Raw genomic sequence first — 17,592 nt, 5'->3', positions numbered from 1 at the left:
CGGGGCCCTCCGGGCGCTTCCCTTCGTTTACTTCTTTGTCTTGCTGTCTTGCGTTTCCGACTCTATCAGACTCTTTCGTGTCCGATTCCCGGTCGAAGCGGGTCTCACATCTCGCTTTCCAGGTCCTCCGCTTTCGCGTTCTCCCTTTCCGGCAAGTCCGACTTTACCAGATTCTTTTTCGTTCCGTTTCCGGTCCGAATTCGATTTCTGATGGCCTGCGGAGTGGCCTTGCCTTTCGGCGTGTTCACTACGTTAGCCGATTCTCTTGGCAACTCATAATCGAGTCGATGGAGCGAATACGGCATGCCGAATTCGCACCCGCCAGGGTGAGTCGTAGGTAGTGGTTTGGTCGCTTCGAGTGGCTCGGCCCGGTCCGATGGACTGTGCCGAGATCTGTACCCGTGTCAAGCGGCTCGGACTACATTAGGCGTCTGCCGAGGGTGCGTCAAGTTGCCTTGGTGCTCGGCCGACGGCGCGGTGCGTGGGCGCGGTACGGGCTCACCGTCGGGTCTCCCTCGATCCAGAAGCGCCACGGCTGGTGGGCGCCGTCGCCGCCCACCCCTGTCCGGGGCCCGCTGCGTACGAGGGCCCGCGGCGGCGGGGTGCCGTGCAGTACGGACAGGGTCGGGGCGGGGTCGCCGAAGAGATCGCTGCCGTCCAGGGCGCGGTCCACATCGAGGGCGGTGGCGAGCCGGGCCGGGCCTTTGGCCAGTTCCTTGTCATTACGGGCCGAGAGACGTCGGTCGCGGGCCAGAGCTGCGCCGACGCTGATCTCGCCCGCCCGGAGCAGGACCCCGCTCGCACGGCCTTCCGGGCCGCAGACCAGGTTGAGGCAGTGCCACATCCCGTAGGTGAAGTAGACGTATGCGTGACCGGGCGGGCCGAACATCACGCTGTTGCGCGCGGTGCGGCCCCGGAAAGCGTGCGATCCCGGGTCGACCTCGCCCGCGTACGCCTCCACCTCGGTCAGGCGCAGCTCGATCGTGCCCGCCGCGCTGCGGCGGACGAGCGTGCGGCCCAGGAGGTCGGGGGCCACTTCCAGTACGGAGCGGTCGAAGAACTGTCGTGTCAGCGGGGCGCGGTCCGGGGTCTTGGTCATGGCGACCGAGGGTACTGGGATCGCGCGGAAGGGAACCGGCTACCGTCGTGGCGCGTATGTAGGGGTCAGAACCTAGAAGGAGTGACTATGGGCTTCAAGCGGCTGCTCGCGAGCATGGGTGCCGGCGGTGCCTCGGTGGAGACCGAGCTCACCGAGGTGAACGTCGTCCCCGGTGGGGTCGTCCAGGGCGAGGTGCGGATCCAGGGCGGTTCGGTCGCCCAGCAGATCGAGGGGCTCTCCGTCGGCCTCCAGGCGCGGGTCGAGGTCGAGGGCGGGGACCAGGAGACCAAGCAGGACATCGAGTTCACCAAGCAGAGCCTCGGGGGCGCCTTCGAGGTGCAGGCGGGCGCGGTGCACGTGGTGCCGTTCGGCCTGGAGATCCCGTGGGAGACGCCGATCACCATGTTCGGCGGCCAGCAGCTGCGGGGGATGAACATCGGGGTGACCACCGAGCTGGAGATCGCCCGCGCGCTGGACTCCGGTGACCTGGACCCGATCAACGTGCACCCGCTGCCGGCTCAGGAGGCCATCCTGGACGCCTTCCGGCAGCTGGGCTTCGGCTTCCGCAGCGCGGACATGGAGCGCGGTCACATCCGCGGTACGCGTCAGCGGCTGCCGTTCTACCAGGAGATCGAGTTCGTGCCGCCGACGCAGTACCGCGGTCTGAACCAGGTGGAGCTGACGTTCATCGCCGACGACCGCGAGATGGACGTCGTCCTGGAGATGGACAAGAAGCCGGGGCTGTTCAGCGAGGGCAGCGACTCCTACCGCGCGTTCAAGGTGGGGCTGCAGGACTACCAGCAGACCGACTGGGCCGCTTACCTCAACCAGTGGCTCGCCCAGGTCGGCGGACAGCGCAACTGGAGCTAGGTCCTTTCGACGACAGGGGCTGGAGGAGGGCACCGCCCCCCTAAAGTCGGGTGGGAAGGCAGACGAACCGATCAGGAGAGGTGCGAGACGTGACCGAGCCGAAGAGGGCCCCGCTGCCGCACGACTTCCATCCGGAGGTCCCGGCGTTCACCGTAGTGAGCGACGATCTGGCGCCGGGGGCCGTGCTGGGCGATGCCCAGGTGCTTGCGGGCGGGAACACTTCGCCGCAGCTGCGGTGGGAGGGTTTTCCCGAAGGGACCAAGAGCTTCGCCGTGACGTGCTTCGATCCGGACGCCCCGACGGGCAGCGGGTTCTGGCACTGGGTGCTCTTCGACGTCCCGGCCTCGGTGACGGAGCTTCCGGCCGGGGCGGGCAGCGGAAAGTTCGAGGGGCTGCCCGAAGGGGCCGTCCAGGCCCGTAACGACTACGGCTCCAAGGATTTCGGGGGTGCCGCGCCGCCGCCCGGGGAGAACCACCGCTATGTGTTCACCGTGTACGCGGTGGACACCGAGAAGCTCGGCATCGACAGCGGCGCGTCTCCCGCCGTGGCCGGATTCAATCTTCGGTTCCACACGCTGGGGCGTGCTCAGCTGATCGGTGAGTACGAGGCTCCCTCCGGCGATTAGTTCGTCTGCTGTTTGCCCTGCTCTGGTCTTGGAGAGATCAGAGCAGGGCATTTTTTATTGCGTTGTCCATCGCGGCCTGCCCAGCCAGAGTTGATCCGGGCCTGCCAGGGGGCGGGCGGCACACGGGAGGTGGGCAGGATGCGTGACACGCTGGTTCTCAACGCGAGCTTCGAGCCGCTGTCGACAGTGACGCTGAACCGTGCGGTGGTCCTGATCCTGACGGACAAGGCCGTCGTCGAGCAGTCGCATCCCGAGCTCCGTATGCGTGGTGCCGCCGTGGACATTCCGGTGCCCCGGGTGATCCGGCTCTGCCGGTACGTACGGGTGCCGTTCCGAAGACAGGCGCCGTGGTCCAGAAGGGGTGTGCTGACACGGGACCAGCACCGGTGCGCGTACTGCGGGCGGCGGGCCTCCACCGTCGACCATGTGGTGCCGCGTGCCCAGGGCGGGCAGGACACCTGGCTGAACACGGTGGCCTCCTGTGCCGAGGACAACCACCGCAAGGCCGCCCGGACGCCGGACCAGGCGGGGATGCCGCTGCTGAGGCAGCCGTTCGTCCCCTCCCCCGCCGAGGCGATGCTGCTGGCGATGGGGGCCGGCGACCGCTCCGCGCTGCCGGAGTGGCTGGACCGGGCAGCGGCGGCGTAGGGCGCCGGGGTGATCGTCCGACGCGGCCGCGGGGAGCCGTGACGTAGTCGGCGTACGTCGGGTGGCGTATCCGTGGGCCCGCCCCTGTGGGCGGGCCCACGTACGTCAGCGGAGCAGCAGTTGGACGATGGCCATCGTGCCGACGGCGACGATGAGGGCGCGCAGGACGGTGGGGCTCAGGCGGCGGCCGACCTTGGCGCCTATCTGGCCGCCGATGGCCGAGCCGACCGCGATGAGGACGACGGCCGTCCAGTCGAAGTGGGCCATGAAGAGGAAGAACAGCGCGGCGATGGTGTTGACCACGGCCGCCAGGACGTTCTTGACGGCGTTGAGGCGCTGCATGGTGTCGTCGAGCAGCATGCCCATCAACGACAGGTAGATGATCCCCTGGGCGGCGGTGAAGTAGCCGCCGTAGACGCTGGCGAGCATCAGGCCGGTGAACAGGAGTGGACCGCCGTCGGTGCGGGGCGCGGCACCGGTGCGTTCGCGGCGCCGCTGGACGGCTTTGCTGATGCGTGGTTGCAGGATCACCAGGACGAGGGCCAGGGCGACCAGGACCGGGACGATCGTCTCGAAGGCGGTGGAGGGCAGAGCGAGGAGCAGGGTGGCCCCGCAGAGGCCGCCGATCGCCGCGCCGACGCTCAGCTTGAGTATGCGTCGGCGCTGTCCGGCGAGTTCCTTGCGGTAGCCGATGGCCCCGCTGATGGAACCGGGGATGAGACCCAGCGCGTTGGACACGGTCGCGGTGACCGGCGGGAGGCCGGTGGCGAGCAGGACGGGGAAGGTGATCAGCGTGCCCGAGCCGACGATCGTGTTGATCGTGCCCGCCCCGACGCCGGCCGCGAAGACGGCGAGTATTTCCCAGATGGACAAGGCCATCTCCTTCGTTGGTCAGTGACGCCTCCCCGCCATGAAGGTCGAGGGGCCTCACTGATCATGCACGAAAGGGCTTTCGGGTCAGGAGACCGGGGGTTCCTCGCGTCGTTCCACCGCCGGGGCGGGGATGGAGCCGTGGCCGTTTCCGCCGCCGTTGCCGCCATTGCCGCCATTGCCGCCATTGCCGTTGCCGCCGGTGTTGAAGCCGGGCATGCCACCACCGACGTTCCCGAAGGCTCCGCTGAGGCCCTTGAGCGCGTCACCGATCTCGCTGGGCACGATCCAGAGCTTGTTGGCGTCGCCCTCGGCGATCTTCGGGAGCATCTGGAGGTACTGGTACGAGAGGAGCTTCTGGTCCGGGTCTCCGGCGTGGATGGCCTCGAAGACCGTGCGGACGGCCTGGGCTTCGCCTTCGGCGCGCAGGGCCGCCGCCTTGGACTCGCCTTCGGCCCGCAGGATCGCGGACTGCTTCTCGCCCTCGGCGGTAAGAATCTGGGACTGCCTGATGCCCTCGGCGGTGAGGATCGCGGCGCGCTTGTCGCGGTCGGCGCGCATCTGCTTCTCCATCGAGTCCTGGATGGAGGTCGGCGGCTCGATGGCCTTGAGCTCGACGCGGTTGACGCGGATGCCCCACTTGCCGGTCGCTTCGTCGAGGACTCCGCGCAGGGCGGCGTTGATCTCCTCACGGGAGGTGAGGGTCCGCTCCAGGTCCATGCCGCCGATGATGTTGCGGAGGGTGGTGACGGTGAGCTGCTCGATCGCCTGGATGTAGCTGGCGACTTCGTAGGTCGCGGCGCGGGCGTCGGTGACCTGGTAGTAGATGACGGTGTCGATGTTGACGACCAGGTTGTCCTGGGTGATCACCGGCTGCGGCGGGAAGGGCACCACCTGCTCACGGAGGTCGATTCGGTTGCGGATCGAGTCGATGAACGGGACGACGATGTTCAGGCCCGCGTTCAGAGTGCGGGTGTAGCGGCCGAACCGCTCCACAATGGCGGCGCTGGCCTGCGGGATGACCTGAATCGTCTTGATCAGGGCGATGAAGACGAGCACCACCAGAATGATCAGAACGATGACGATCGAATTCATGGTGTCTCTCGTGCCCTTCGGTTGGCCGGTGGATCGCGGTGATCGGGGTCGGTGCTCATGTGGGGCCGGGGTCCGTGCGTTGCGGGCCGGTCCCGGTGCTCATGGTGATCGACATGATCGACTTCGAGTCTGGCAGACCTGGGCCCGCCACGTGCACGCTTCGGTCACATGACGACGGCCGTCGCTCCGTCGATGTCCACGACATCGACCTGACTGCCGGGGTCGAAGACCTGGTCGGCGTCGAGCGTGCGGGCCGACCAGACCTCACCGGCGAGCTTGATGCGGCCCCCGGCGGCCGATACCCGTTCCAGCACGACCGCCTGACGTCCCTTCAGGGCGTCGATGCCGCTGGCGTGCCCTGCCTGTCCGGCCCGGTGTCTGGCGGCGATCGGCCGCACGACGGCGATCAGCGCGACCGAGACCAGGACGAAGACCAGAACCTGGGCCACGATCCCGCCGCCGAGGGCGGCGACGGCCGATGCGGCCACCGCCCCGACGGCGAACATCCCGAATTCGGGCATCGCGGTCAGGACGAGGGGGATGCCCAGTCCCACCGCGCCGATCAGCCACCACACCCATGCGTCGATGTCCACATGGTCATCGTAGGACTGTTGGTGCGTCACCGACAGGGCGCACGGGTGGCCAACTGCGGTGCACGGCCTGCCGATCGTGGCGCGAGGGCCTGGTGGCGCCCCGCGGGAGGGCCGTACGCGGCGGAGTCGGGGTCAGGAGAGCGGGAGGCCGTGGGCGGTGTAGCGGTCGCCGGTGTGCTCGACGATGAGCGGCAGTCCGAAGCAGAGGGAGAGGTTGCGGGAGCTGAGCTCCGTCTCCATGGGGCCGGCCGCGAGGATCTTGCCCTGGCGGATCATCAGGACGTGGGTGAACCCGGGCGCGATCTCCTCGACATGGTGGGTGACCATGATCATGGAGGGGGCGAACGGGTCGCGGGCGAGGCGGCCGAGGCGGCGTACGAGGTCCTCGCGCCCGCCGAGGTCGAGCCCGGCGGCGGGCTCGTCCAGGAGCAGCAGTTCGGGGTCGGTCATCATGGCGCGGGCGATCAGGGTGCGCTTGCGCTCTCCTTCGGAGAGCGTGCCGAACCTGCGGTCCAGGTACTCGGTCATGCCGAGGCGGTCGAGGAAGGCGCGGGCGCGCTCCTCGTCGACGGCTTCGTAGTTCTCGTGCCAGGTGGCGGTCATGCCGTACGCGGCGGTGAGGACCGTCTGCAGCACCGTCTGGCGCTTGGGAAGCTTGTCGGCCATCGCCACGCCCGCCATGCCGATCCGGGGGCGGAGCTCGAAGACGTCGGTGCCGACGCCGCCGAGCTGTTCGCCGAGGATCGTGGCCGTTCCCGTGCTCGGGAAGAGGTAGCTGGAGGCGAGGTTGAGGAGGGTCGTCTTGCCGGCGCCGTTGGGGCCCAGGATGACCCAGCGCTCCCCCTCCTTGACCGACCAGGAGACATCGTCCACCAGAGCACGTCCGTCGCGGACCACGGATACGTCCACCAGCTCCAGTACATCGCTCATGGCGCGTTGTCTCCCCATGCAGTCTCGTCGATCGTCGCGTGCCGGTGGGCACGGCTCCCAGGGAAAACCTACGCCACCGCGCGAGTGCTTCAGGCGTGAGGGCCGTTCCCAGGCGTTGCCTAGGCTGTCGGCATGCTTGTCGAACCACGTTCAGGGTTGTTGGCCGCTTGGGGAAACGCGCTTCTGGCGGGACTCGTCTCGCCGGACGAGGCGGCCCTCGCGATTGTCGGGGAGGACGCGGTGCACCGCGTCGACGGACTGCCGGGTGAGGCGGGGCCGGTCGGGCTCACGCTGGCGCTCGGCCGGCTGAGGCGGTTGGGGGCGACCGGGTTCCGGGTGGCGCTGCCGGTGCCGGGGCATCCGCTGGGGCTGAGCGGTCCGCCCGAATTCAACGCGCGGGCGCTGGAGGCGGAGGAGGCGGTCGTCGCGTACGGGGTGGCGTACGGGCTGGTGCCGGAGGTCACCGAGGCGGGTCCGGCCGGGGATCTGCACGTCGAGGTGGTGTGGCGGGTGCTGCCGGTACGGGAGGCGCCGCCCGCGGACGTGCCGTCGCTGGGCGAGGCGGAGCGGGAGCTGGCGGAGGCGTTGCGGGATGCGACGGCGGTGCTGTCGCGGCTGGACGTGGCCGGTTCCGGGCCGGTGGCGGAGGCCGCGGTGGACGCGTACCGGGCGCGGGCGGAGCTGGGGCGCGAGGTGCTGGCGCCCGGGTATCCGCCGCGGGCGGTGCGGGTGCTGGAGATGGCGCAGCGGGTGGGGCTGCTGGTCTCGGTGGCGTACGAGAACGGGCACGGCGGTGCGGTGAGCGCGTCGGAGATCGCGGCGCGGGGGGAGGCGTTGCGGCCGGTGGAGCGGGTGGCTCGGCGGGCTCAGGTGGCGGCGTACAACGCGTATGTGGAGGGCGGGGAGGTTCGGCGGTAGGCCCGCGGCCTTCTGTCCTCAAGCGCCGGACGGGCTGGGGTGACCCCGGGGGCGGGGCCCTGGCCTCGGGGTCCCCGGCTCTGGGGTCCGTCCTCAAGCGCCGGACGGGCTGGGTGGGTGCGCCGGGTCGGCTGCGTGGGTGCGCCGGGTCGGCTGCGTGGGTGCGCCGGGTCGGCTGCGTGGGCCGGCCCCGCAGCGGCGGGGGCCCCACGGCCCTGCGAGGTCGTAGGGCTCGGGCCCCCCTTGGCGGGGGTTCCGTCCTCAAACGCCGGACGGGCTGGAAAGGGCCGGGCGGAGTCCGGCGCGAAAGCCGGACGAGCCCTTGGGGAAAGGAGGGCGTCCGGCTTTCGGGAGGGGCTTGGGGGTGGGTCAGTGGTTGAGGCCGAAGTTGCCGAAGGCCGGGTTGAGCAGGCCCACCACGTTGACCGTGTTGCCGACCGCGTTCACCGGGACGGCGACGGGAACCTGCGCGAGGTTGCCGCTGGCGACGCCCGGGGAGTGGGTGGCCACGCCATGGGCGTCGGCGCCGCTGTGACCGGTGGCGGAGGCGGCTCCGGCACCGGCGGCGACGAGCCCGCCCGCGATCATGGTGATGGCGGCGGCCTTCTTCAGGTTCTTCACTTCAGGATCCTCCTAGAGAGGCTGCGACAAGCCGTCGCAGCACGTCCTGGAGAACGCCGTGCGGCCCGGAAGGATGCGCCGTACGGGTGACATACACCCGACAGTATGAACCTCAGTCCGGACGGGACCCCGGGCGGCGCCGACGTCAGCCCGCCGCTCCGTTGCGTACCGCCCACAGTGCCGCCTGGGTACGGTCGGCCACGTCGAGCTTCATCAGGATGTTCGACACGTGCGTCTTGACCGTCTTCTCCGAGAGGACGAACGCACGGGCGATCTCGCGGTTCGAACGCCCGTCCGCGATGAGGCCGAGGACTTCGCGTTCCCGTTCCGTGAGCGTGCTCCCCCGGCCCGTGCCGGGACCCGCGTCGTCCTGGGCGAGCAGCGCTCCCGCGACCTCCGGCTGGAGCAGGACGTGACCGGCGTGGACCGAGCGGATCGCCCCGGCCAGGGCGTCCGGGTCGACGTCCTTGTAGACGTAACCGGAGGCTCCGGCGCGCAGGGCGGGGACCACCGTGCGCTGCTCGGTGAAGCTGGTGACGATGAGCACCTTTGCGGGGTTGTCGAGCTCCCGGAGGCGGCGCAGGGCCTCGATGCCGTCGGTGCCGGGCATCTTGATGTCCATCAGCACGATGTCGGGGCGCAGCTCCTCGGTCCGGGCCACGCCCTCCGCACCGTCGGACGCCTCGCCGACGACCTCTATGTCCTCCTGGATCTCCAGGAACGTGCGCAGTCCGCGGCGGACCACCTGATGGTCGTCGACCAGCAGCACCCTGATGATCTTGTCAGCCACCGGGGACCTCCATCTCGATCGTGGCGCCCTTGCCGGGCTCCGAGGCAACGGTGAGTCGGCCGCCGACGCTGTTCGCCCGGTGCCGCATGGAGACGAGGCCGAGGTGGCGGCCCGCCCGCCGCACGGCGGTGGGATCAAAGCCGCCCCCGTCGTCGGTGACCCGGAGGACGGTGTCGGTGCCGCGCCGGACCAGGGTGACGCTCACGCGCTCCGCACCGGAGTGGCGCAGGGCATTGTGGAGGGCCTCCTGCGCGACCCGGAGCAGCGCTTCCTCCTGGGCGGCGGGCAGCGCGCGCACTCCGCGGCTCTCGAAGGCGACCTCGGCGGCGTGCGCCCGGTCCAGGACCTGGACCTGGGTGCGGAGGGTGGCGATGAGCCCGTCCTCGTCGAGGGCGGCTGGGCGCAGTTCCACGACGGCGGCCCGCAGCTCGTCGACCGCCTCGGCGGCGAGGGCGGCGACCTGCTGGAGCTCGCCCTTGGCGCGGACCGGGTCGAGGTCGACGAGGGCGGTGGCGGCCTGGGCGGTGAGACGGAGCGAGAACAGCTTCTGGCTGACCGCGTCGTGCAGTTCGTGGGCCAGCCGGGAGCGTTCCTCGGCGATGGTCAGTTCACGGCTGCGCTCGTAGAGGCGGGCGTTGGTGAGCGCGATGGCCGCGTGCTGGGCGAACATCTGGAGCAGTTCCTCGTCCTCGGCGGTGAAGCCGCAGCCGCCCGCGGGCTTGGGGCACAGCTTGTTGGCGAGGAACAGCGCTCCGATGATCTCGTCGCCGTCCATGATGGGCAGGCCGAGGAAGTCGGACATGTCGGGGTGGGCATCGGGCCAGCCCTCGAAGCGGGGGTCCTTGCGGACGTCGGCGAGGCGCTCGGGCTTCGCCTGGTGGAGCATCGCGGCGAGGATGCCGTGCTGGCGGGGCAGCGGGCCGATGGCCTTCCACTGTTCGTCGCTGACCCCGTCGACCACGAACTGGGCGAAGCCGCCGTGGTCGTCCGGGACGCCGAGGGCCGCGTACTGGGCGTCGAGCAGTTCACGGGCGGAGGCGACGATCGTCTTGAGGACGTCGCCCACTTCGAGGTGCCGGCTCATGGCGAGGAGCGCGGCACTCACCGCGGCCAGGCCGGACGGTGGGCGATGACTCATGGGATCACCGTACCGGCGAGGGCCGCGCGGTCGTATCGGGCCGGGGTCGGTGGTGGAGGTGCTGGTGGCCTAGGTCCGGGTTGCGGGCCCCTCCGCCGAAGGTCGTAGGACTGCCCGGGCCTGTACGGCCTGTCGTCGAAGTACCGGGCTGCCGGGCGAGGCGCGGTGCGACCGGGGCTTCCTCCGGTGGGTTCTCGGGGCCTCCCGGCGGAAGCCGACGGTACGAGGGGAGCGCCCACCCTGCCGGTCGCGACGATCACGGGTGGTCGTACCCGGGGGCGGCCGGGGGCTGGACGGATCTGGGGGTGACGCCGCGGCGGGGCGTGCGGGTGGTGGACGGGGTGCTGACCGGGCTGGACGAGCCGGAGGCCTCGCACACCTGCTGACGCCGGAGGCGGTGGCGCGGCGCGAGCCGCTGCGCCTCGGGTACGACACGGCGCTCCAGGAGCGCTGCCTCTGGCACGAGTTCGGGGACGTCCCTCTCATCCTGCCGGACGAGAAACGTGACGCTCCGAATTGCTTCAGCAACGAGCAGTGAGTCCTTCGCGTCGCCGATGTGAGCCCAGGCATAGGGCCTACGTCACTTACGAACGTACTTAGTGGGCACATAAGGGCGATTTGGGCTGGCGCACAGGGGGGTCAATTCGGACGAACAGGACCCTCTTCCACTACCCGCGTTCGTACGTCACACCTTTGCCACACGATTTTGCTGCCGCTAAGAATTGCTCTCGTCCCCGACGGAGGTACGCATCACCACCTCCGGTCTCGTCCTCCGTGAGGACACCCTGAGCATTCGAAGAGGTAGCCCTACATGTCTGCGACTCGCATACCCAGCCGTGTCCGTCGTCTGAACAAGGTCCAGAAGATCTCCGTGGCCGGTGTGTCGGCCCTTGGCGTCGCCGCCCTGACCTTCTCGCTCGTCCCGTCGAACGCCGAGGCCGAGATCGCCCCGCAGGCAGCGGCCGCCGCGGCGCCCGTGGCCTTCACCAACGCCGCGGGCTCCGCCCAGGCCAAGACCGTGCAGAACAGCATGCTCGAGCAGCACTCCACCGCCGAGCAGCTGGTGAAGGCCGCCGACGCCGCCAAGGCGAAGGCCGCCGCCGAGACCAAGGCCGCCGCCGCGAAGGCGAAGGCCGCGTCCGAGGCGAAGGCCAAGGCCGCCGCGGACGCCAAGGCGAAGGCGAAGGCCGCCGCCGAAGCGAAGGACAAGGCTGCCAAGGCCAAGGCGGACGCGAACGAGCGCGGCACCGAGGCCGCGAACCGCTCCACCCCGCGCAAGCCCGTCTACGCGAACAACCTGGACGGCTGGATCCGCGAGGCCATGTCGATCATGAAGAAGGAAGGCATCCCCGGCTCCTACGAGGGGATCCACCGCAACATCATCCGGGAGTCCAGCGGTAACCGCTGGGCCATCAACAACTGGGACATCAACGCCCGGAACGGCATCCCGTCCAAGGGTCTGCTCCAGGTGATCCAGCCGACCTTCGACCGCTACCACGTGGCGGGCACCAAGAAGGACCTGTACGACCCGGTCGCCAACATCGTCGCCGCGTGCAACTACGCGGCCGACCGCTACGGCTCCATGGACAACGTCGACAGCGCGTACTGAGCCCAGCCGTACTGAGTCCAGCCACGCACGAGTCCAGCCACGTACTGAGTCCAGCCACGCACTGAGTCCAGGCGTACACACGCCGGAGGCCGGCGCCCCGAGGGGTGCCGGCCTCCGGCGTCGTTCCGTCCCGGCGGGACTCTACTTGCGCATGACCTCGGGCTCGTGGCGCCGCAGCAGGCGCGCGACCGCGATGCCGCAGATCACGCCGAGCGCGAGCAGCACGGCGATGTTGATGCCCCACTGGCTCGCGGTGTGCTCCCACAGCGGGTCGAGGTCGGTAGGGTTCTTCGGGTCCCACGGCGGCATCAGGTGCGCCAGGTCCAGCGTCGTGCCGGCCGCGGCCATCGCCCAGCGGGACGGCATCAGCCAGGCGAACTGCTCCAGGCCGGGCGACCCGTACACCTGGAAGAGCACGCCGGTGAAGACGACCTGGATGATCGCGAACATGACCAGCAGCGGCATGGTCTTCTCGGAGGTCTTCACCAGCGAGGAGATGACCAGGCCGAACATCATCGAGGTGAAGCCCAGCGCGATGATCGAGAGGCAGATCTCGACGGCCGGCGGCATGATCAGGCCCTCCGCCGGCAGATCACGGGTGGCGAAGCCGATGCCGCAGATGATCACGCCCTGGAAGGCGGTGATCACGCCGAGCACGATCACCTTGGACATCAGGTACGCGGAGCGGGACAGGCCCGTGGCCCGCTCCCGTTCGTAGATGACCCGTTCCTTGATCAGCTCTCGTACGGAGTTGGCGGCGCCGGAGAAGCACATGCCGACCGCGAGGATCAGCATGATCGTTCCGGCCTTGCCGTTGAACCGGGACGGCGGGTCGGGCTCGGCGAGACCGAACTCCGCCGGGATGACCACGCTGACCACGCCCAGCACGGCGGGCAGGATCAGCATCAGGCCCATGAAGCCCTTGTCGGACGCGATGACGGAGGAGTATCTCCGGATCAGCGTCCACAGCTGCGCCATCCAGCCCTGCGGCTTCGGCGGGCGCATCTGCTGCGGGGGCGGCATGTTGACCGGCTGCGCCGCGACCGCGTCGATGTCGGCGGCGTACATCTGGTAGTGCTGCGAACCGCGCCAGCGGCCCGCCCAGTCGTAGTCGCGGTAGTTCTCGAAGGCGGAGAAGACGTCGGCCCAGCTGGTGTAGCCGAAGAAGTTCAGCGCTTCCTCCGGCGGACCGAAGTAGGCGACGGAACCGCCGGGCGCCATGACGAGGAGCTTGTCGCAGATCGCCAGCTCGGCGACCGAGTGCGTGACCACGAGTACCGTGCGGCCGTCGTCGGCGAGGCCGCGCAGCAGCTGCATGACATCGCGGTCCATGCCCGGGTCGAGGCCGGAGGTCGGCTCGTCCAGGAAGATCAGCGAGGGCTTGGTGAGCAGCTCCAGGGCGACCGAGACGCGCTTGCGCTGGCCGCCGGAGAGCGACGTGATCTTCTTGTCCTTGTGGATGTCGAGCTTGAGCTCGGCGAGGACCTCGGTGATCCGGGACTGGCGCTCGGCCTCGGTGGTGTCCGCGGGGAAGCGGAGCTTGGCCGCGTACTTGAGGGCCTTGGTGACGGTCAGTTCCTTGTGCAGGATGTCGTCCTGCGGGACCAGACCGATGCGCTGGCGCAGCTCGGCGAACTGCTTGTACAGGTTTCGGTTGTCGTAGAGGACGTCACCCTGGTTGGCGGGCCGGTAGCCGGTGAGCGCCTTGAGCAGAGTGGACTTTCCGGAACCGGACGGGCCGATGACCGCGATCAGCGACTTCTCGGGGACACCGAAGGAGACGTCCTTGAGGATCTGCTTCCCGCCGTCGACCGTCACCGTCAGGTGGCGGGCGGAGAAGGAGACCTCACCGGTGTCGACGAACTCTTCCAGCCGGTCCCCGACCAGCCGGAACGTCGAGTGGCCGACGCCGACGATGTCGTTCGCGCCGATGAGCGCGGAGCCGGACTTGTGGAGCGGCAGACCGTTGACGTACGTGCCGTTGTGCGAACCGAGGTCGCGGATCTCGAAGCGGCCGTCGGGCGTCGCGTGGAACTCGGCATGATGGCGGGAGACCTGGAGGTCGGAGACGACCAGCTCGTTCTCCAGCGCACGGCCGATGCGCATGACCCGGCCGAGGGCCAGCTGGTGGAACGTGGTCGGGCTGCGGTCGCCGTAGACCGGCGGCGCCCCCGCGGCGGCGCCCTGTCCCGGCCCGGCCGGATGCCCGGGGCTCTGCTGGTGCGGCACCTTCTGGTGCGCAGGCTGCTGCGGCGGGACCTGCTGCTGCGGTGCCTGCGGCTGCTGCTGCCAGGCCTGCTGCGGGGCAGGGGCCTGGTGCTGGGCAGGCGCCTGGTGCTGGGCAGGCGCCTGGTGCGCGGGCGCCTGCTGTCCTTGCCAGCCCGCGGCGCCCCCCTGGGGCTGGTGGTGGGGTTGCTGCACGGGTGCCTGCTGAGCACCGGCCGCGTGCCCGCCCGCGACGCCGGCGCCCGCGGCAGCGCTGAGGCTCACCCGGGGCCCGTCGGTGGCGTTGCCCAGGTGCAGCACCGAACCGGGGCCGATTTCCACCTGCTGGATCCGCTGACCCCGCACATAGGTGCCGTTGGTGCTGCCGTGGTCCTCGATGAACCAACTACGGCCGCTCCAGCTGATCGTGGCATGCCGCCACGACACCCTGGCATCGTCGATCGCCAGGTCGCCCTGAGGATCACGTCCCAGGGTGTACGACCTGGACGGATCGAGCGTCCAGGTGTTGCCATTCAATTCCAGTACGAGTTCCGGCACTCCGCGCCCCACTAGTTGTCCCCCGTGTTACCCCCATCGCAGGGAGTCTAGGGATGCTGAACATCGTGGGGAACTATTCCAGGACCAGTCCCCTATCCGAAAGTCGGGCGGGTGAAGAGCGCGCGGAGACCTGTGCGAACACCCCGATACCGGGGAACGAAACAGCCACGGAACGGATGAAGTACGGATGAAGGGCCGGTTACCTCCCAGAGAAGGTTCATCGACCGTATAACGGCGAAAACAAGACGGCTGGTGTGCCCGAGCGCAAGACCCGTACCGGCCAGATCCGCAACGTCCCACGTCCCCGGGCCGAGGCCGCGGGGACCGCCGCTCGGCACAGCGGACAGCGCCGGGGCGAATTCCGTCCGGCACTCGGGACGGGCGGCCGGAGGAGCCGGTGGGACCGATACGGTGGGAGCACCATGAGCGCATCTCAGCCACCTCAGCCCCTCTCGTCCTCCGAGCCCCCTGGGCCCCGCCGGGTCGACGGCCCCGGAGGCGGGATCCCTCCGGGCGGCGACGCACCCACGCTTCTCGTCAAGATCTTCGGCAAGGACCGTCCCGGCATCACCGCCGGGCTCTTCGACACCCTCGCCGCGTACGCCGTCGACGTCGTGGACATCGAACAGGTCGTCACCCGGGGCCGCATCGTGCTGTGCGCTCTGGTCACCTCGCCCATGGCGGGCGGAACCACCGAGGGCGATCTGCGGGCGACCGTGCACAGCTGGGCCGACTCCCTGACGCTGCAGGCCGAGATCATCTCCGGTATCGGCGACAACCGCCCCCGCGGTGACGGCCGTTCCCATGTGACGGTGCTGGGACACCCCCTGACCGCGGAGTCGACCGCCGCCATAGCGGCCACCATCACCTCGACCGGTGGGAACATCGACCGTATCTTCCGGCTGGCGAAGTATCCGGTCACCGCAGTCGAGTTCGCGGTCTCGGGGACCGGGACCTCGGAGCTGCGGACCGCGCTGGCGACCGAGGCCGCGGAGATCGGCGTGGATGTCGCGGTGGTCTCGGCCGGGCTGAGCCGCCGGGCTCAGCGGCTGGTGGTCATGGACGTCGACTCCACGCTGATCCAGGACGAGGTGATCGAGCTCTTCGCGGCGCACGCGGGCTGCGAGGAGCAGGTCGCCCGGGTGACCGAGCAGGCGATGCGCGGCGAGCTGGACTTCGAGCAGTCCCTGCACGCCCGGGTCGCGCTGCTGGCCGGTCTGGACGCGTCGGTGGTGGACAAGGTCCGCAGCGAGGTACGGCTCACTCCCGGCGCCCGCACCCTGATCCGTACGCTGAAACGGCTCGGCTACCAGGTCGGCGTCGTCTCCGGCGGCTTCACCCAGGTCACGGACGACCTGAAGGAACGGCTCGGCCTCGACTTCGCCTCGGCCAACACCCTGGAGGTGGTGGACGGCAAGTTCACCGGACGGGTCGTCGGCGAGGTGGTGGACCGGGCGGGCAAGGCCCGGCTGCTGCGGAGCTTCGCCGAACAGGCGGGGGTGCCGCTGGCCCAGACGGTGGCGATCGGGGACGGGGCGAACGATCTCGACATGCTGAACACCGCCGGGCTCGGCGTCGCGTTCAACGCCAAGCCGATGGTCCGCGAGGCGGCGCACACCGCGGTGAACGTGCCGTTCCTGGACACCGTGCTCTACCTGCTGGGCATCACCCGTGAAGAGGTCGAGGCGGCGGACGGTCTCGTCGACTGACGGCCCCGCGCCGCCGCCGGTTCCGGCCGCCGGTTCCGGAGTCGTACGCGGTCGCCTCGGCCATACGAGGCAGGCCCCGAAAGGGTTAGGTGCCGGAGCCCTGCGCGTTCCTGGGGCGAGCGGTACCGGGCGGCCGGTCGGCCGGGGTCCGGTACGGCGCTCAGTCGTTCGGCGTCCAGTACTCGGTGAGCTTGCCGGCCCCGTGCTCCACGCTCTTCCAGGAGCCGGGGAACTCGACCACGGCGTAGGCGGCGGTGGGGAAGCCGTCCCGGGTCATCCGGGCCAGGGTGTCGCCCTCGGCCGATCCCGAGAGGGCGTCGGCGGCCCCGTGCATCCCGGGGTTGTGGCCGATGACCAGGAGGTTGCGCACCTCGTCCGGGGTCTCGTTGAACAGGGCGATCAGTTCACCGAGGGAGGCCTCGTACAGCCTCTCCTCGTAGACGGTCCGGGGGCGCTGGGAGAATTCATGGACCACCAGCTTCCAGGTCTCCCGCGTCCTGGCGGCACTGGAGCAGAGGGTCAGATCGAAATCGATGCCGGAATCGGCGAGCTTGCGGCCCGCAACGGGCGCGTCCTTGCGGCCGCGCTCGGCCAGCGGACGCTCATGATCGGAAGCCTGTGACCATTCCGCCTTGGCATGCCGGAGAAGGACGATCCTGCGAGGTGTCTCGACGCTCATACACCTCAGCTTCGCATGAAAAGCGGCCTCTGGCGCAGGGTGTTGACGTGCCCGTCCGGGGAGTCGGCGTGCTGGTCCGGGGCTGATTCGCCTCAACGGGACAGCAACTGGAGGGTCCGCTCGATCAGCTGTCCGAGCGCGGGATCGCCGGTGGTGGCGGCCTGGGCCTGTCCGGGGCTGAGGATCATCAGCAGCAGAGCGGCGAACGCGATGGCGGGCAGGGCGACGGCCCACCAGGGCAGCCGGATCTCGACACCGTCCGCGGCCGGCCGGTGGGACCTGGTGTGCGTCGGTGTCGGCATGTCCGCCTCCGTCAAGTCATCGGGTCGTCACCGAAGAACCTACGGACCCGAGGCGGTCGGGCCCATCCGGTGACCCACCCACTTCACCCTGACCCTGGCCCCCTAAGGGAGGGTGGTGCTAGCCCTACCCCTCGGGGTTTCAGGGTCCTCGGGCATCAGGTCCGCAGGCATCAGGTCCTCGGGCCTCAAGCCTTCGGGCGTCAGGGTGAGGCGATCGTGGCGATCACACCGATGACGACGGTGATGAGGAGCATCGCCCCGAACACGAGGAGAAGCTTCTTCTGGCCGTTCTGGGGATTCGGATCGAGCACTGGCATGAGGTCAGTGTCGCA

The 17,592-nt window shown here is 69.6% G+C and carries 18 protein-coding genes and 1 pseudogene; 7 read left to right on the top strand and 12 right to left on the bottom strand.

What is annotated here, in order from left to right:
• Positions 1 to 445: 445 nt before the first annotated feature.
• Positions 446 to 1,099: a DNA-3-methyladenine glycosylase gene (locus D581_RS0113570; protein ID WP_018957756.1), complete on the bottom strand. Its 654-nt coding sequence runs from the start codon at positions 1,097 to 1,099 to the stop codon at positions 446 to 448.
• 87 nt (positions 1,100 to 1,186) lie between these two features.
• On the opposite strand from D581_RS0113570, the gene D581_RS0113565 reads away from it, so the two are divergent.
• From D581_RS0113565 to D581_RS0113555, 3 genes are all read left to right on the top strand, one after another.
• Complete coding sequence (locus D581_RS0113565; RefSeq protein ID WP_018957755.1) at positions 1,187 to 1,969, top strand: sporulation protein; 783 nt, start codon at positions 1,187 to 1,189, stop codon at positions 1,967 to 1,969.
• An 89-nt stretch (positions 1,970 to 2,058) separates the two neighbouring features.
• The gene (locus D581_RS0113560) at positions 2,059 to 2,595 is read left to right on the top strand and encodes a YbhB/YbcL family Raf kinase inhibitor-like protein (protein WP_018957754.1); all 537 of its coding nucleotides are present in this window, start codon (positions 2,059 to 2,061) and stop codon (positions 2,593 to 2,595) included.
• Positions 2,596 to 2,733: 138 nt separating this feature from the next.
• A complete protein-coding gene (locus D581_RS0113555) occupies positions 2,734 to 3,243 on the top strand; it encodes an HNH endonuclease (protein ID WP_018957753.1) in 510 nt (169 codons plus the stop codon).
• 105 nt (positions 3,244 to 3,348) lie between these two features.
• Here the strand turns inward: D581_RS0113555 and D581_RS0113550 are convergent, their stop codons facing one another.
• The 4 genes from D581_RS0113550 to D581_RS0113535 form a co-directional block, all read right to left on the bottom strand.
• Positions 3,349 to 4,122, bottom strand: coding sequence for a sulfite exporter TauE/SafE family protein (locus D581_RS0113550; RefSeq protein WP_018957752.1), 774 nt, complete (start codon positions 4,120 to 4,122; stop codon positions 3,349 to 3,351).
• A 78-nt stretch (positions 4,123 to 4,200) separates the two neighbouring features.
• Positions 4,201 to 5,208 (bottom strand): SPFH domain-containing protein, encoded by a 1,008-nt coding sequence (locus D581_RS0113545; protein WP_018957751.1) that lies wholly within the window; start codon positions 5,206 to 5,208, stop codon positions 4,201 to 4,203.
• Positions 5,209 to 5,372: 164 nt separating this feature from the next.
• Positions 5,373 to 5,801, bottom strand: a complete 429-nt coding sequence (locus tag D581_RS0113540; RefSeq protein WP_018957750.1) for an NfeD family protein — start codon at positions 5,799 to 5,801, stop codon at positions 5,373 to 5,375.
• A 132-nt stretch (positions 5,802 to 5,933) separates the two neighbouring features.
• On the bottom strand, positions 5,934 to 6,731 hold the full coding sequence (locus D581_RS0113535; protein WP_003970003.1) for an ABC transporter ATP-binding protein: 798 nt from the start codon (positions 6,729 to 6,731) through the stop codon (positions 5,934 to 5,936).
• Positions 6,732 to 6,863: 132 nt separating this feature from the next.
• Between D581_RS0113535 and D581_RS0113530 the strand changes: the two genes are divergently transcribed.
• Positions 6,864 to 7,649, top strand: a complete 786-nt coding sequence (locus D581_RS0113530) for a hypothetical protein (protein ID WP_026290480.1) — start codon at positions 6,864 to 6,866, stop codon at positions 7,647 to 7,649.
• Positions 7,650 to 8,018: 369 nt separating this feature from the next.
• On the opposite strand, the gene D581_RS0113525 is transcribed toward D581_RS0113530, so the two are convergent.
• The 3 genes from D581_RS0113525 to D581_RS0113515 form a co-directional block, all read right to left on the bottom strand.
• Positions 8,019 to 8,270, bottom strand: a complete 252-nt coding sequence (locus D581_RS0113525) for a chaplin (RefSeq protein ID WP_018957748.1) — start codon at positions 8,268 to 8,270, stop codon at positions 8,019 to 8,021.
• A 145-nt stretch (positions 8,271 to 8,415) separates the two neighbouring features.
• Positions 8,416 to 9,060, bottom strand: coding sequence for a response regulator (locus tag D581_RS0113520; RefSeq protein ID WP_018957747.1), 645 nt, complete (start codon positions 9,058 to 9,060; stop codon positions 8,416 to 8,418).
• Positions 9,053 to 10,198, bottom strand: a complete 1,146-nt coding sequence (locus D581_RS0113515) for a GAF domain-containing sensor histidine kinase (protein ID WP_026290479.1) — start codon at positions 10,196 to 10,198, stop codon at positions 9,053 to 9,055. Before D581_RS0113515 ends, D581_RS0113520 begins: the two co-directional genes overlap by 8 nt.
• 281 nt (positions 10,199 to 10,479) lie before the next feature.
• On the opposite strand from D581_RS0113515, the pseudogene D581_RS1000000142060 reads away from it, so the two are divergent.
• Positions 10,480 to 10,736 (top strand): annotated as a pseudogene (locus D581_RS1000000142060) (S-adenosylmethionine:tRNA ribosyltransferase-isomerase); the annotation flags it as partial.
• A gap of 273 nt (positions 10,737 to 11,009) precedes the next feature.
• Entirely contained in the window at positions 11,010 to 11,807 is a 798-nt protein-coding gene (locus tag D581_RS0113500) for a transglycosylase SLT domain-containing protein (RefSeq protein ID WP_018957745.1), read from the top strand.
• Between the two features lie 141 nt (positions 11,808 to 11,948).
• Here the strand turns inward: D581_RS0113500 and D581_RS0113495 are convergent, their stop codons facing one another.
• Positions 11,949 to 14,582, bottom strand: a complete 2,634-nt coding sequence (locus D581_RS0113495; RefSeq protein WP_026290478.1) for an ABC transporter ATP-binding protein/permease — start codon at positions 14,580 to 14,582, stop codon at positions 11,949 to 11,951.
• A gap of 410 nt (positions 14,583 to 14,992) precedes the next feature.
• Here D581_RS0113495 and serB point away from each other — a divergent pair, with 410 nt between their 5' ends.
• On the top strand, positions 14,993 to 16,279 hold the full coding sequence (serB, locus tag D581_RS0113490; protein WP_018957743.1) for a phosphoserine phosphatase SerB: 1,287 nt from the start codon (positions 14,993 to 14,995) through the stop codon (positions 16,277 to 16,279).
• Between the two features lie 160 nt (positions 16,280 to 16,439).
• On the opposite strand, the gene D581_RS0113485 is transcribed toward serB, so the two are convergent.
• From D581_RS0113485 to D581_RS1000000142055, 3 genes are all read right to left on the bottom strand, one after another.
• Positions 16,440 to 16,958 carry a SixA phosphatase family protein gene (locus tag D581_RS0113485; protein ID WP_018957742.1) on the bottom strand — a complete coding sequence of 173 codons (519 nt, stop codon included), beginning with the start codon at positions 16,956 to 16,958 and terminating at the stop codon, positions 16,440 to 16,442.
• Between the two features lie 92 nt (positions 16,959 to 17,050).
• Positions 17,051 to 17,260 (bottom strand): hypothetical protein, encoded by a 210-nt coding sequence (locus D581_RS0113480; protein WP_018957741.1) that lies wholly within the window; start codon positions 17,258 to 17,260, stop codon positions 17,051 to 17,053.
• Positions 17,261 to 17,460: 200 nt separating this feature from the next.
• The gene (locus tag D581_RS1000000142055) at positions 17,461 to 17,577 is read right to left on the bottom strand and encodes an SGM_5486 family transporter-associated protein (protein WP_007446146.1); all 117 of its coding nucleotides are present in this window, start codon (positions 17,575 to 17,577) and stop codon (positions 17,461 to 17,463) included.
• Between the last annotated feature and the right edge of the window lie 15 nt (positions 17,578 to 17,592).

The sequence above is a fragment of the Streptomyces sp. CNB091 genome (assembly GCF_000377965.1).
Note: the sequence above shows the minus strand (reverse complement) of the source record. Positions and strands in the feature narration are given on the sequence as shown.